11 protein-coding genes are annotated in these 13,516 nt (G+C 61.8%); 7 read left to right on the top strand and 4 right to left on the bottom strand.

From position 1 onward, the window contains the following. The first annotated feature begins 145 nt into the window (after positions 1 to 145). The 3 genes from OP500_RS06075 to OP500_RS06065 all read left to right on the top strand — a co-directional run bounded on the left by OP500_RS06075 (position 146) and on the right by OP500_RS06065 (position 3,395). Complete coding sequence (locus OP500_RS06075; RefSeq protein ID WP_238748197.1) at positions 146 to 1,099, top strand: serine hydrolase; 954 nt, start codon at positions 146 to 148, stop codon at positions 1,097 to 1,099. Between the two features lie 173 nt (positions 1,100 to 1,272). Further along, positions 1,273 to 2,352 (top strand): PTS transporter subunit IIC, encoded by a 1,080-nt coding sequence (locus OP500_RS06070; RefSeq protein ID WP_238748196.1) that lies wholly within the window; start codon positions 1,273 to 1,275, stop codon positions 2,350 to 2,352. 77 nt (positions 2,353 to 2,429) lie between these two features. Beyond that, positions 2,430 to 3,395, top strand: a complete 966-nt coding sequence (locus OP500_RS06065; protein WP_238748195.1) for a lactate/malate family dehydrogenase — start codon at positions 2,430 to 2,432, stop codon at positions 3,393 to 3,395. Between the two features lie 142 nt (positions 3,396 to 3,537). Here OP500_RS06065 and OP500_RS06060 read toward each other — a convergent pair whose 3' ends face one another. Together OP500_RS06060 and thrB are read right to left on the bottom strand one after the other, a co-directional pair. Further along, the gene (locus OP500_RS06060; protein ID WP_274070490.1) at positions 3,538 to 5,880 is read right to left on the bottom strand and encodes a DNA translocase FtsK; all 2,343 of its coding nucleotides are present in this window, start codon (positions 5,878 to 5,880) and stop codon (positions 3,538 to 3,540) included. 88 nt (positions 5,881 to 5,968) lie between these two features. Then, positions 5,969 to 6,895 carry a homoserine kinase gene (thrB, locus tag OP500_RS06055; protein ID WP_274070489.1) on the bottom strand — a complete coding sequence of 309 codons (927 nt, stop codon included), beginning with the start codon at positions 6,893 to 6,895 and terminating at the stop codon, positions 5,969 to 5,971. Positions 6,896 to 7,186: 291 nt separating this feature from the next. Here thrB and OP500_RS06050 point away from each other — a divergent pair, with 291 nt between their 5' ends. The 3 genes from OP500_RS06050 to OP500_RS06040 all read left to right on the top strand — a co-directional run bounded on the left by OP500_RS06050 (position 7,187) and on the right by OP500_RS06040 (position 8,958). Next, complete coding sequence (locus OP500_RS06050) at positions 7,187 to 7,963, top strand: AzlC family ABC transporter permease (protein ID WP_274070488.1); 777 nt, start codon at positions 7,187 to 7,189, stop codon at positions 7,961 to 7,963. Then, positions 7,956 to 8,261 (top strand): AzlD family protein, encoded by a 306-nt coding sequence (locus tag OP500_RS06045; protein WP_274070487.1) that lies wholly within the window; start codon positions 7,956 to 7,958, stop codon positions 8,259 to 8,261. The genes OP500_RS06050 and OP500_RS06045 overlap by 8 nt, the downstream gene beginning before the upstream one ends. Before the next feature lie 346 nt (positions 8,262 to 8,607). Beyond that, on the top strand, positions 8,608 to 8,958 hold the full coding sequence (locus OP500_RS06040; protein WP_238748186.1) for a phosphate transporter: 351 nt from the start codon (positions 8,608 to 8,610) through the stop codon (positions 8,956 to 8,958). A 145-nt stretch (positions 8,959 to 9,103) separates the two neighbouring features. Here the strand turns inward: OP500_RS06040 and OP500_RS06035 are convergent, their stop codons facing one another. Both OP500_RS06035 and OP500_RS06030 read right to left on the bottom strand, forming a co-directional pair. Beyond that, complete coding sequence (locus OP500_RS06035; RefSeq protein WP_274070486.1) at positions 9,104 to 11,425, bottom strand: bifunctional acetate--CoA ligase family protein/GNAT family N-acetyltransferase; 2,322 nt, start codon at positions 11,423 to 11,425, stop codon at positions 9,104 to 9,106. Between the two features lie 193 nt (positions 11,426 to 11,618). Further along, entirely contained in the window at positions 11,619 to 12,086 is a 468-nt protein-coding gene (locus OP500_RS06030) for an effector binding domain-containing protein (protein WP_238748182.1), read from the bottom strand. 99 nt (positions 12,087 to 12,185) lie between these two features. On the opposite strand from OP500_RS06030, the gene OP500_RS06025 reads away from it, so the two are divergent. Beyond that, positions 12,186 to 13,379, top strand: a complete 1,194-nt coding sequence (locus OP500_RS06025) for an amino acid aminotransferase (protein WP_238748180.1) — start codon at positions 12,186 to 12,188, stop codon at positions 13,377 to 13,379. The last annotated feature ends 137 nt before the right edge of the window (positions 13,380 to 13,516 follow it).

The following is a 13,516-nucleotide window of genomic DNA, read 5'->3' as shown; positions in this document are numbered from 1 at the left end:
ATGTAAATTTTTGCGTATTTACATGAATTTCTGTCTGATTTCCCTTTGTCGGTCGCGCCAATAATGGTATGATTGCCGCCGTTTTTTATCCCAAAACGGATTAAACATTAGTTTTCAATCTGTTATCGCACACAAGGACGCCGCCATGAATTTTACCCGTTTCAGCAAAAAACTTTGTTGCAGCACCCTTATCGGCCTGAGCCTGTGCTCCAGCGCCTTCGCCTTGGACGACGAAGACCTGATCGGCCAGCTTCTCGAACAAAAACAAATCGCTCCCGCCGTTGCCGCCAACGATGCCGACCCCCTGAAACAAATCATCGAAAACAGCACCATCGAAGAGCAGGCCAACTACTACGGCCCGCAGCTCAACGCCCGCTCCGCCCTGATTATGGATGCGCGCAACAACAAAATCCTTTACCAGAAAAACATCGACAACGTCCGCTCCATCGCTTCGATTTCCAAAATGATGTCGGCCATGGTGCTGCTGGATGCCCGTTTGAACATGAACGAGCAGATCACCATCACCGAAGCCGAAATCGACCGTCTCAAAGGCACCGGCAGCCGCCTGTCCATCGGCACCACCCTGACCCGCGAAAAACTGCTGCATCTGGGTTTGATGAGCAGCGAAAACCGCGCCATCCACGCCCTGGCCCGCACCTATCCGGGCGGCATGAGCGCTTTTGTTGCCGCAATGAACGCCAAAGCGAAAAGCCTGGGCATGAGCAACACCCGCTTCTTTGAACCCACCGGCCTGGATCCGCGCAACGTTTCCACCGCCCGCGATTTGAGCCGCATGGTCAAAGCCGCCACCAACTATCCGAAAATCCGCCAACTAAGCACCGCCAACAGCGGCTCGGCCTACACCAGCGCCGGCAAAGTGCAAAACTATAAAAACTCCAACGCTTTAGTGCGCGAAGGCCAGTGGGACATCACCGTACAGAAAACCGGCTACATCCGCGAAGCCGGCAAATCAATGGTGCTGCAGGCCAAACTCGGCCGCGATCCGGTGATTATCGTGGTACTCGGCGCCAACAGCTCCGCCAACCGCGTCAGCGACGTGCGCACGCTGGGCAATATCGTCAAACAAACCCAGCTGTAACCCATCCCGATACAAAAAAACGACGGCAGAAGCCGTCGTTTTTTTATTACTTGCGGCGCCGCCAACACACCGCAGGCAGCCTGAAACGCCGTTTCTTACACTATATCAATTTCTCTGCAAACATTATCTGCTATCATTTGGCTTCCCATTTTGACGAAATGAAGGAGAACGCCATGAGCGAAGCACAAAAAAGCAAAAAAGAATCCGTCACCGATTTTCTCAACAACATTCTCAACGGCACGGCCATCGCCATTGTCGTCGCCCTGATTCCCAACGCCATTCTGGCCACCCTGCTCAAACCCCTGCTCGGCCATCCCACCTTCGGCGGCTTTGCCAACGAATTTCTCCACGTTCTCCAAGTTTTCCAATTCTTCACGCCGATTATGGCCGGCATTCTCATCGGCCAGAAATTCCAGCTCGCGCCGATGCAGCAGCTGGCGGTTGGCGGCGCGGCCTATATCGGCTCGGGCGCGTGGAAGTATGTGGAAGTGGTGAAAGACAATATCGAACAAAGCATTTTCCAGCTTGCCGGTATCGGCGATCTGATCAACACCATGTTCACCGCCGCGCTGGCGGTGCTGGCGGTGCGGCTGGTCGGCAAACGCTTCGGCGCACTCAACATTATCTGCCTACCGATTTTCATCGGCGCCGGCGTCGGCTTTCTCGGCTGGAAAATCCTGCCTTTCACCGCCCACATCACCACCGTGATCGGCCACGGCATCAACACCTTTACCGAACTGCAACCCTATCTGATGAGCGTGCTGATTGCCGCCTCCTTTGCCGTGATTATCGTCAGCCCCGTTTCTACCGTTGCCATCGGCATCGCCATCGGTCTGGACGGACTGGCGGCGGGCGCGGCCTCGATGGGCATTGCCGCCACCACCGCCGTGCTGGTGTGGGGCACCGGCCGCAAAAACGAATCGGGCATCCCCATCGCCATTGCGCTGGGCGCGATGAAAATGATGATGCCCAACTTCTTAAAACGGCCGCTGATTGCCGTGCCGATGGTGCTTACCGCCGCCGTTAGCGCCCTGTCCGTGCCCTTTTTCAACCTGGTCGGCACGCCCGCCTCATCCGGCTTCGGCCTGGTCGGCCTGGTCGGCCCCATCGCCTCGCTGGCGGGCGGCTGCGGCATACTGGTGATGCTGCTGGCTTGGCTCGTCATCCCCTTTGCCGTCGGTTTCGTCGCCTACAAAATCTGCCGCGACCTGTTCAAACTCTATACCGACGACGCTTTCGTCTTTAAAGAATAAACCCCTTTCCTTTCCGGCCGTGCGCCCGCACGAGCACGGCCGGGCTTTCCCACCGCAACCCTACAAGGAGCTGTCCTATGAAAACCAACAAACTCGCCGTTATCGGCGTCGGCCATGTCGGATCGGAAGTACTGGAAAACGCCGCCCTCTCCGGCCTGTTCGGCGAAATCGTCGCCATCGACACCCGCAGCGAACGCGCCGCCGCCGAAGCCCTCGACCAAATGCACGCCGCCGGTATGCTCGGCCGCGCCAACGTCAATATCTACGGCGGCAGCTACGACGACATCGCCGATGCCGACGCCATCGTGATCGCCGCCACCCACATCTGGCCGCACGGCGAAGTCCCCGCCGACCGCCAAGCCCTGCTCGGCAACAACGCCGCCATCATCCGCCAAATCATGGGCGACATCAGCCGCGTTACCCGCGACGCCGTTCTCGTCTTCATCACCAACCCGCTCGATACCGTCGTTTACATCGCCGCCACCGAGTTCGGCTACCCAAAAGAAAAAATCATCGGCACCGGCTGCACCCTCGATTCCTCCCGCCTGCGCTTTCTGCTCGGCCGCCGCTACGGCCTAGACCCCAAAGCCGTCAACGCCTTTATGATGGGCGAACACGGCTACACCGCCTTCCCGCTGTTGGGCAGCGCGCAAATCGCCACCGTGCCCTACGCCGAGCTGCCCGAATATTTCGGCCAAGACAACTGGAGCGCGGATGAAGTCAAAGACAAAGTCGTTCAGGCTGCCTACGAAGTCTTCCACCCCAAAGACGGCGTAACCGACGCCGCCGTCTCCCAAGCCGCCACCGAAATCCTGCGCAGCATCGTGCTCGACGAAAAAGCCGTCTTCTCCGCCGCCACCTACATTGACGGCGAACTCGGCCAGCACGACATCGTATTCAGCATTCCCGTCGTCATCGGCGCAAACGGCGTCGAGAAAAAGCTGCCGCCCAAACTCAACGCCTGGGAGCAGGCCAAACTCGCCGAATCCGTCGCCGCCATCCGCGCCAACATCGATTTGGCGAAAAAGCTGAAACAGGGGTGATGGGGATTGGGTCAAACCCGTAGCAGCCCCCGAATGCAAAAGCAGCCTGAAAACCGTTTGTCCAGTTTTCAGGCTGCCTTTTTATCGCCGCTTAGGCACTGTCTGCCTGCTTTCAGGCTGCTTTTGGCATGCGGTAACGACGCTATTCCTGCCGCACCAGAATTTGGCGGGCGCCGCCGGCATCGGGCGGGGAGACGATGCCGCCGTCTTCCAGCGCCTGCATCAGGTTGGCGGCGCGGTTGTAGCCGATGCGCAGGTGGCGCTGCAGCGAGGAAATCGAGGTTTTGCGGCTGCTGGCGATAAAGGCGACTGCCTGGTCAAACAGCTCGTCGCCGCCGCTGCCGGCAACTTCGGGGTTGATAAAGCTGTTGGTTTCGCCGGCGGCTTCGCCGCTGAGGATGCCTTCAACGTAATTCGGCTCGGCCTGCTCTTTGATAAACGACACCACACGGTGCACTTCGTCGTCGCTCACAAACGCGCCCTGCAGGCGGGTGGGTTCGGCGTTGCCCGGCTGCAGGAACAGCAGATCGCCGTATTTGAGCAAATCTTCGGCGCCCATCTGGTCGAGGATGGTGCGGCTGTCGATGCGGCTTTGCACGGTGAAGGCCATGCGGGTGGGCACGTTGGCTTTAATCAGGCCGGTAATCACGTCCACGCTGGGGCGCTGGGTGGCGATAATCATGTGGATGCCGGCGGCACGGGCTTTTTGGGCAAGGCGGGCGATTTGGGTTTCGACCGCTTTTTTCTCGGTCATCATCAAATCGGCCAGCTCGTCGATCACCACCACAATCTGCGGCAACTCTTCCAGCGGCTCGGGATCGTCGGGCGTGAGGGTGAAGGGGTTGGACAGCGGTTTTTCGGCAGCACGGGCGGCGGCGATTTTTTCGTTGTAACCCGCCAGGTTGCGCACGCCCACATGCGAGAGCAGCCGGTAGCGTTTTTCCATTTCGGCCACGCACCAGTTGAGCGCGTTGCCGGCGGCTTTCATATCGGTAACCACCGGACACAGCAGGTGCGGGATGCCTTCATAGACCGAGAGTTCGAGCATTTTCGGATCGATCATAATAAAGCGCACTTCGTCCGGCCGCGCCTTGTAGAGCATCGACATAATCATGGCGTTCACACCCACCGATTTGCCCGAACCGGTCATGCCGCCCACCAAAAGGTGCGGCATTTTCGCCAGATCGCCCACCACCGGCACGCCGGCAATGTCTTTACCCAGCGCCACGGTGAGTTTGGACGGGGCGTCGGTAAACACCGGCGAAGTGAAGATTTCCTGCAGCAGCACTTCCTGGCGCTCTTCGTTCGGCAGCTCGATGCCCATGGTGCTGCGGCCGGGGATGGTTTCGACCACCCGCACCGACTGCACCCGCAGCGAGCGTGCCAAGTCTTTGGACAGATTGACAATCTGGCTGCCCTTCACCCCCTGCGCCGGCTCGATTTCGTAGCGGGTGATCACCGGCCCGGCGGTGGCGCTGACCACCTGCACCTGAATGCCGAACTCGGCCAGTTTGGTTTCGATGCTCAGCGCGGTGCGTTCGAGCTTGGCCGGATCAATCGAAGCCGGACCGGCTTCTGGCGTTTTCAGGCTGCCGATATCGGGCAGGCGGTATTCGCCCACTTCCTGCGGCTGCGGCTTAGGCGGCGCCACCGGCACCTGCGGCTGCGCCACCTGCACCGACATTTTGCGGTTGCTTTTGCTGCCGGCCACCGGCGTAACCGGCTCGGCAACGATTTCTTCCGCCCCGCTACGCTGCGGCTTGGCGCGCGGTTTTTCAGGCTGCATCGCCGCAGCGGCCTTATTGCGCACAAACAGCTTGCGAAACACATATTCGCAGGCGCGGCCGATGTTTTCGGAAACGTCCATCGGCGACACCTGCAGCAGCAGCGACAAACCGACAAACACCAGCATCACCGACAAACCGACGCTGCCGGCCAGCCCCAGCACATGGCGAAGCCCCGAAGCCACCAGCGAGCCGACCAGCCCGCCGGCACCGATCGGCAGGCTGTCGTCCAGCGTTTTGCCTGCGCTCAAAGTTTCCAGCACCGGGCTGGCAAACAGCAAGAGCCCCAGCCCCAAACCGGCCACCCAGCCCTGATAGCGCGCCTGGCCGCTGAAGCGGCGGGTGTTGCGGTAGAGCCAGGCAACCGTGGCGCTCAGCAGCCACCACGCGGAAAAGCCGAACAGATAATAAAAAATGTCGGCCAGATAGGCGCCGAGCAGGCCGGCGGGATTGTGGATGTCGCCCTGCTTGGGCACGCTGCGCGACCACGCCGGATCCAGCATATTGAAGCCGGCCAGCAGCAGCATCAGGTAAATCGCAGCCACCGCCATCACAAACCAGCGCACATCCGCCCACAACCGCCTGATCTGCGGATTGTCGACAGGCAGCGGGGTGCGGATAAGGGCGGACTTGGCGGTTTTAACGGGCTTGGCCGCCGTTTTGGTTTTCGGGCGGGCGGGTTGGGGATTCTTTCGGCTCATAAGCGGCTAAATCGGAAAACGGATGCGGTATTTTGTTTCGGGCAGCCTGAAACCCTGTGAAACGGGAAAAAACAGGAAAAAGCGCTTTTCAGGCTGCCTGCCGGTAGCGCAACAGCAGGTTGCGGAAGGCTTTGGGGTCTTTGATAAAGGTCATCTCGCCTTCGGCAGGGAAATGGTAATCGAGCAGGCGCGACACCCAAAAGCGCAGGCAGCCGGCACGGCAGGCGGCCGGCAGCACGGCGGTTTCTGCGGCGCTCAAGGGGCGCACGCTTTGGTAGCCGGCAACAAAAGCATCGCGCAGGGTTTCGTCGATGCTGTCGTCGGCATGGCGCGCCCAGTCGTTCAGGGCGATGGCCAGATCGTAAACAAAGGTGCCGTTGCAGGCATAGTAAAAGTCGATAAAACCGGCAACTTCATTGCCGGCGAGCAGCACGTTGTCTTTAAACAAATCAGCGTGGATGATGCCCTGCGGCAGGCTGCCGTAGTCAACAGCAGCCTGAAAACGGATTTCATCGCGCAGAAGTTCGGCATCGGCGGCATCGAGCAGCGGATACAGGCGCTCGGCTTCGCGCGTCCACCAGGCGGCGTGGCGCGGGTTGGGCATCTGCTGCGGGAAGTCGGCACCGGCCAGGTGCATGGCGGCGAGCATGGCGCCGGTGGCACGGCACTGCTCGGCGGTGGGGCAGGAAGTGTCGCCGCCGGCCAAACGGCTGACAATACACGCCGGCTTGCCCGCCAGCGTGCCGTCCATGCGGCCGTCGCGCCGCGCCACCGGCTGCGGGCAGGCCACGCCGCGGCTGCTCAGATGGCGGGTGAGTTCCATAAAAAACGGCAGCTCCTGCTGCGTCAGCACTTCGAACACCGTCAGTACATAGCTGCCGCTGTCGGTATCGAGAAAATAATTGCTGTTGGTAATCCCCTGCGCGATGCCGTGCAGCGCTTTGAATGCGCCCAGAGAATAGTCGGCAAGGAAAACGCGCATTTCGTCGTCGGAAACGCTGGTATAGACGGACATGGCAGGCAGCCTGAAAATCGCAAAAGCGCGGATAATAGCAAATTTCCGCTTTTCAGGCAGCCTGAAAGCGTGCGCGGCGGCTTTCAGGCTGCTTTTTTGCCGGCTGCCGGCGCGCCTGTTTTTTCAGTATCGCCGTACACAAGCCGCACCGCCGGTTTGCGCGCACACGCCGCCCTGCCGGCAAAAGCAGTCTTCAGGCAGCCTGAAAACCACTATTTGCGCCGTGATGGCGGCGGCGTTTTGTGCTACATTTGCCGCCTTTTGCCTTTGGCGCTTTTTCTTTTTTCCGCTATGTCCGCCCAGCCCGCCCCTACCCGTCCCCTGCTTCACGCCGATACCCGCCGCAGCCTGCGCGATGCGCTGCCGGTGTGCATCGGCTTCGCTTCCTTCGGCACCATTCTCGGCGCGCAGGCGGCGCAAAAGGGCATGAGTCCGCTCGAGAGCGTGCTGATGGTGGCGGTGAATTATGCCGGCGGCTCGGAATTTGCCGCCGTCAATCTGTGGGCCAGCCCGCTGCCGGTGCTGCTGATTTGGACGATGACGCTGATGATCAACAGCCGCCACATTCTGATGAGCGCGGCAATGATTCCCCATCTGCGCGGCCTGCCGCTGAAAAAACTACTGCCGACGCTGTTTGTGATGTGCGACGAAAGCTGGGCGCTGGGGCTGGCCGACGCCAAAAACCGCAGCACGCCGGACAAACCGGCGCCGCTGAACCTGCGCTACTACGGCGTGCTGGCCGCCGCGCTGTATGCCAGCTGGCTGCTGTCGGTGTGGGTCGGCACCTTGGCCGGCCCGCTGTTGGGCGACATCAGCCGCTACGGTTTCGGCATGGCCTTTCCCGCGGTCTTTTTGGTGCTGCTGCGCGGCATGTGGCGCGGCAGCCGCGCCGCCCTGCCCTGGCTGGCCAGCCTGATTGCCGCCGGCAGTCTCTATCTGCTGCTGCCCGCTTCCGGCTGGTATGTATTGGCCGGCACCGCCGCCGGCCTGCTGACCGCCTTTTTCGCCGGCAGCGGCAAGCAGCCTGAAAATGCCCCGTCCGCCAAACAAGGAGCGCAGCATGATTGATTTTACTTCCGCGCTTACCATCGTCGGCATGGGCGTGATCACCTATTCCACCCGTCTGATCGGCTATTTCGCCCTGCGCAACCGCCGCTTCGGCCCGCGCGCAGTGCGGGTGATGGATGCCGCCCCCGGCTGTGTGATCGCCGCCGTTATCGCCCCGCATTTCGTTTCCGGCAAACCCGACGAACTGATCGCCATGCTGCTGACCGCCGCTGCCGCCTGCCGCCTGCCGATGCTGCCCACCGTCGGCATCGCCGTGTCTTCCTACGCCCTTTTGCACTGGCTGCTGCAGGCAGCCTGAAAATCCCGCGTGGCGTGTTAAGTGCTGAAAAGATACAGATTCAATTCCACTTTTTCCCGCAGGCTTCTTCCCGCAAAATTCAGAATTTATCCAATCCAATCAAAAACTCAAACCCGATTGGCGTCTGCGTTCCGTGTAAAGGCCGCGGCCGCTTTCTTTACCCAAATTACACAAAACTGCCCTTGTCCCGCAGATTCTTTGCCTGTTTTTGCACCAAAGTTGTAAAATGGCAGCAAAATATTATCGGCGAATCCGGCAGCTGCTATCCGCGGACAGCCGGCAAAACGCCGCGAAACGCCGTTTCCGGCCACACGCCGCATCAACCCACAAGGACAAGGAACCCACAATGACTGGCACTTACATGCTGACCGCCTTTATCTTAGGCTTCTGGTGCATCTGGTCGGCCAACCGCGACGTCAAATCGCTGGCCGAGGCTTTAGTTTTTATCGTTATCACCTTAGTTACCAAAGCCCTGATGGAATGGTCGGGTATGCCGAATTTGGATGGTTTGTTCTGGATTACTTGGGGCGTACTGTTTATTTATGTGGCGGTGGTATTGGAAGCGGTGGAGCGCTTTTCCAGCAGCATGGGGGTAAATATGACCATCGCCATCGGCGGCGCCATCGGCTGGTATTTCTTGGCGCAATATGTTTTTAGCGAAAGCGGTTCAACTTATCTGGCCAGCTTTCTATCTTAATTTTTCTGTACTTTTGCCCTTGCCGGTACCGCGCGTACCGGTTTTTTTTGCCCGATACCCGCGCTGCATCCGATCCGGCGCAGCCAAGCAAACAGGCAGCCTGAAAACTTTCAGGCTGCCTGTTTTGATGCCGGACAAACGCAGTTTACAAAGCCAGAACCGCCGTCATCATCGCCGGATCGTCGGGATGCTTGGCCAGCGTGAAACCGAGTTTGGCGGCGAGCTTCTGCATCGGCAGGTTTTCGCTGAGGATTTCCGCGCGCATGCGGCGGTAACCCTGCTGGCGGGCGCGGGCAATCAGTTTTTCCATCAGCAGACTGCCGATGCCCTGCCCCTGCAGGCCGTCGGCAATCAGGATGCCGAATTCGCAGCTTTCGTCATTATCGGCATTGTAGGCGGCGGTGGCCAGCGGGGTGTTGTCACCGGTGGTGAGCAGCAACGCAAATTCGCGGCGGTAGTCGAAACTGCTCAGGCGCAGCAGCTGGGCGGGCGGCAGGCTGCCGCTGCGCTGCATAAAGCGGCGGTAGCGGCTTTCGGCGCTCAAACCGTCGGCCAGCCGGCCGATCAGCGCCGCATCTTCGGGGCGCACCGGCCGCAACCAGGCGCTGCCGGCAGCCAGTTCCACCTGCTGCTCTTCTTCCGCCGGATAGGGGGCGAACAGATTGGCGGCGCCGGAAAAACTGTCGGGCTCTTGCAGATTGAGCTTCAGCTCGCTGTAGGCGATGCCGCCGCGCGTTTCGTCGCGGTGCAGGCGCAGGCGGCAGCTGTGGATTTCCGGCAGGCGCGAGAAAATTTCCAGCGCGTCGGCCAGCCATTCCTGCCACAGCGCATATTCGAGACCAAGCGTATCGAGTGCGCGTTCGAGCGACACCGCATCGGGCGGCGGCAGCAGGACGGTGCGGACGCCGTCGCATTCGAGCGCCATCACCGCGCCGAAAGCCGGATGTTTTTCCCATTGCAGCAGCACGCCGCCGGCCGGCTCTTTGCGCGCGGCGTGTTTTTCCAGGCGCAGCGCTTCGGTCAGGCGGGCGGCGGCGCTGCGGCCGGCGGGCAGCACCGCCATCGGAATCATCGGCTTCAAGTGCTTGTGCAGGCTGTCGGCGGCCTGCGCGGCGGCGCGGTAGTCGTAAAACTGGGGCAGACGGTCGTGGCGCAGGCGGTGGCTGCGGTATTCGTTGAGCTGCATCAGCGCGTGCAGCGCCGATTCAGGCTGCCTGAAATGCAGATTGCGCCGGCTGCCGAACAAACGCCGCACGGCATCGTTATCGGCGCTGCCCAGCCACACCAGCAGCAGCGGCTTGCGGCTGGCAGCCTGCAATTCCGACACCATCTGCGCGGTCAGCAGGCTGTCGCCGCCGCCGGAGCCGACATACACCAAAAGCAGCGCATCGTTGTTTTCGTCTTCCAAACAGGCGGCTGCGGCAGCCTGAAACACCGCCGGCGCGCTGTCGGCCGGCAGATACAGCGGATTGGTGGCGGCCGGCTTGTGCGGCAGGATGCGGGCGAAGGCGCGGGCGGTGTGGCTGCCGGTGGCCGCCGCTTCCAGTCCGTAGTCGCCCAGCGTTTTAAACGCCAGCGCGCCGATTTGCGGCGAATTGGCAATCAGCGCCAGCCGCGTGCCGCCGCCGATGATGCCGGTGTGGATCAGCTTGGCGGCGATGAAAAAATCGGTCAGCCCCGGCACCCGCAGGATGTGGCAGCGGCGCAGCGCCTGCATCAGCAGCGCTTCTTCGTCTTCGTTATCCAGCGTGCCGAGCACCACCACCGGCTTGCGGCGGGCGGCTTCGGCCAGCGCGCCGACCAGCTCGGCGGCGTTATCGATGCGGCTGATGTGCACCAAGAGCGCGGCATTGTTTTCTTCGGCGGCGGCCAGGCGGATCAGGCGGCCGGTACTCACCGGATAGTGGCGCGGGTTCAGGGTGATGAAACGGCTGAAGGCGATGCCGCGCTCGGCAGCGTAGCTGGCCATGCAGTCGGCAATGCCGGCGGACTGGCCGATATAGGCCGCCGCATGTTTGCCCGCGCCGCAGCTCTCGGCGCGGCGGTAGAGCGCGGCCGCGCCGTCGGTCGGCACCGCAAACAGGCCGACTCCCGCCTTGCGCGCGGCTTCGGCGGCCTTGTCGAGTTTGGCCGCCGTTGCCGGCGCCGGCTGCTCGATGTCGCTGACAAACACCAGATAGCGGATGTTCAGCCGCCCCGCTTCGCGCACCAGCGCCGCCAGCTTGTCGGCCGAGAGCACCACCACCGCGGTATCTACTGCATGCTCGGCACAGGCGGCGGCCAGATCGGGATACGCCTTGCAGGCACCGACGGTTTTGTGGCGGGAATTGACCGGCAGCACCAGCGGCGCGGCACGCTCGGCTACCAGGCGGGCGAACACCTTGCGGCCGACGCTGCCGTAGCGGTCGGACGCGCCGACCACCGCAATCACCTGCGGGCGGAACAAATCGGAAAAATCGTGCGGCATGGCGGTTTCCTTTTGTGGGTTCAAAAGCAGCCTGAAAACGGCGGCGGCAGCCTGAAAAACCTTTCAGGCTGCTTGGGGCTGGTTTGTGCCGCGCCAAACGCAAGTGTAACGCGCTTGGCACGGACGCCTTGCAGGCAGCCTGAAAGCGGCGACGCAGTCAAACGGTTGCAAAGGCTTTCAGGCTGCCTGCGGGCTAGTCGTCAAACACTTCTTCTTCGCTGATCCGCACTTCGCCTTCCACGCCGATATACAGCGCGGGGGCGCCGAAAGCGGGAACGGCGGCAAAATCGGCGGCATAACGGCGCGGCTGATGCTGCGTTTCCTGCGCTTGGGCGGCGGCCAAGGCAGCCTGAAAGCCGTCGGCGGCGGGATAGGTCAGGTAGTGCTGCGGCGGCAGCCACACTTCGGCAGCAGCGGCGGGCAGTTCGGCATCGTTTGGCAGCAGGCAGCCGGCGGTTAGGGTGAAGCGGCGGCGATCGTCCGAATAGGCGTGGCAGACGGCGTAAAAACTGCGGCTGAACGCGGCCAGCTCGGTTTTCAGGCTGCCTTCAAGCCACAAGCGGCGCATTTCTTCGATGTCGGCAGCCAGCGTGTCGCTTGCAGAGTCGCGGCTCAAACCGGCCACGCGGAACACGGGAAGCTGTACGGTGGTGTCGTTCATAATCGGCCCTGAGCAAAAGCGGCGATTGTATAGCAAAGCGGCGGGCGGGCGTACTTGCGATATAATCGCTGCTTCGTTTTCCCTTTCCGCCCGCGCGCCATGTTCAGCCATCTCACCCCTTATGCCGGCGACCCGATTTTGAGTCTGGTCGAAGCCTTTTCCCAAGACCCCCGCAGCGACAAAACCAATCTTGCCATCGGCGTGTACTGCGACGAAAACGGTCGCCTGGTGCTGCCCGAAGCCGTGCGCCGCGCCGCCGAAGCCCTGCCGGCAGCGGCGCTTTCCTATGCGCCGATGGAAGGCTATGCGGCTTTTCGCCAGGCGGCGGCGCAAATGCTGTTCGGCAGCGCTCATGCCGTTATCCGCGAAGGGCGGCTGGCCACCGCGCAAACGCTCGGCGGCTCGGGCGCGCTCAAACTCGGCGCCGACCTGCTGCGCGAAACGCTCGCCGACGCCCGCGCCTATGTCAGCGACCCGACTTGGGACAACCACCGCGGCATTTTCGCCGGCGCCGGCTTTAGCGTGGCCGACTACCCCTATTACCGCGCCGAAACCGCCGAGCTGGATTTTGCCGCGCTCACCGCCTTTCTCGACACCCTGCCCGCGCACAGCGTGGTGCTGCTGCACCCCTGCTGCCACAACCCCACCGGCATCGACCCGACACCGGCGCAATGGGACGAAATTCTCGATCTGATGGCGCGCCGCCGCCTGATTGCCTTTATGGACTTGGCCTATCAGGGCTTCGGCAGCGGTTTTGACGACGACGCCTACGCCGTGCGCCGCGCCGCCGACATCGGCCTGCCGCTGCTGGTGTCCTATTCGTTTTCCAAAAATATGTCGCTCTACGCCCAGCGCATCGGCCTGCTGGCGGTGGTCTGCCCCGACCGCGCCCAAGCCGAACTGGTGCAGGGGCGGCTCAAAGCCGCGGTGCGCCGCATCTACTCCAGTCCGCCGGCCTACGGCGCGCTGCTGGCGCAGGCGGTGCTGACCGACGACGCGCTCAAACGGCAATGGCAGGACGAAGTCGCCGCCATGCGCGGCCGCATCGGCGCCATGCGTCAGGCGCTGTACGACGCACTCGCCGGCAACGCGGCCTGGCAGCAGGACGCGGCACGCTTTGTGCGCCAGCGCGGCATGTTCGGCTACACCGGCCTGAACGCCGAGCAGGTGCAGCGCCTGCGCCGCGACTACGGCATCTACCTGCCCGCTTCCGGCCGCCTGTGCATCGCCGGCCTGAATCCCGACAATCTGGAAAACACCGCCGCCGCACTGAAAGCGGTTAAAGCAGCCTGAAAGTTCAAAAGCAGCCTGAAAATCCGTAGGGTGCGCACCCTACAGCCGAAATCCTGTAAATTACAGAGTATACCGACAGCCTGAAAGGCTTCAGGCTGCCTGAAAAACCCCAAGCAGTCCGCGCCGCGCCGCGAAAC

The organism is Kingella sp. SNUBH-2017, assembly GCF_028680565.1.
Lineage (GTDB): Bacteria > Pseudomonadota > Gammaproteobacteria > Burkholderiales > Neisseriaceae > Kingella_D > Kingella_D pumchi.
The sequence above is the reverse complement of the archived record's forward strand: the minus strand, read 5'-3'. Positions and strand labels throughout refer to the sequence as shown.

What these genes read in the sequence shown, in the direction of transcription:
- OP500_RS06070 (WP_238748196.1), top strand. Translation starts at nt 1,273, where the DNA reads ATGAGCGAAGCACAAAAAAGCAAAAAAGAATCCGTCACCGATTTTCTC.
- thrB (WP_274070489.1), bottom strand. Translation starts at nt 6,895, where the DNA reads ATGTCCGTCTATACCAGCGTTTCCGACGACGAAATGCGCGTTTTCCTT.
- OP500_RS06025 (WP_238748180.1), top strand. Translation starts at nt 12,186, where the DNA reads ATGTTCAGCCATCTCACCCCTTATGCCGGCGACCCGATTTTGAGTCTG.
- OP500_RS06035 (WP_274070486.1), bottom strand. Translation starts at nt 11,425, where the DNA reads ATGCCGCACGATTTTTCCGATTTGTTCCGCCCGCAGGTGATTGCGGTG.
- OP500_RS06075 (WP_238748197.1), top strand. Translation starts at nt 146, where the DNA reads ATGAATTTTACCCGTTTCAGCAAAAAACTTTGTTGCAGCACCCTTATC.
- OP500_RS06040 (WP_238748186.1), top strand. Translation starts at nt 8,608, where the DNA reads ATGACTGGCACTTACATGCTGACCGCCTTTATCTTAGGCTTCTGGTGC.
- OP500_RS06050 (WP_274070488.1), top strand. Translation starts at nt 7,187, where the DNA reads ATGTCCGCCCAGCCCGCCCCTACCCGTCCCCTGCTTCACGCCGATACC.
- OP500_RS06030 (WP_238748182.1), bottom strand. Translation starts at nt 12,086, where the DNA reads ATGAACGACACCACCGTACAGCTTCCCGTGTTCCGCGTGGCCGGTTTG.
- OP500_RS06065 (WP_238748195.1), top strand. Translation starts at nt 2,430, where the DNA reads ATGAAAACCAACAAACTCGCCGTTATCGGCGTCGGCCATGTCGGATCG.
- OP500_RS06060 (WP_274070490.1), bottom strand. Translation starts at nt 5,880, where the DNA reads ATGAGCCGAAAGAATCCCCAACCCGCCCGCCCGAAAACCAAAACGGCG.
- OP500_RS06045 (WP_274070487.1), top strand. Translation starts at nt 7,956, where the DNA reads ATGATTGATTTTACTTCCGCGCTTACCATCGTCGGCATGGGCGTGATC.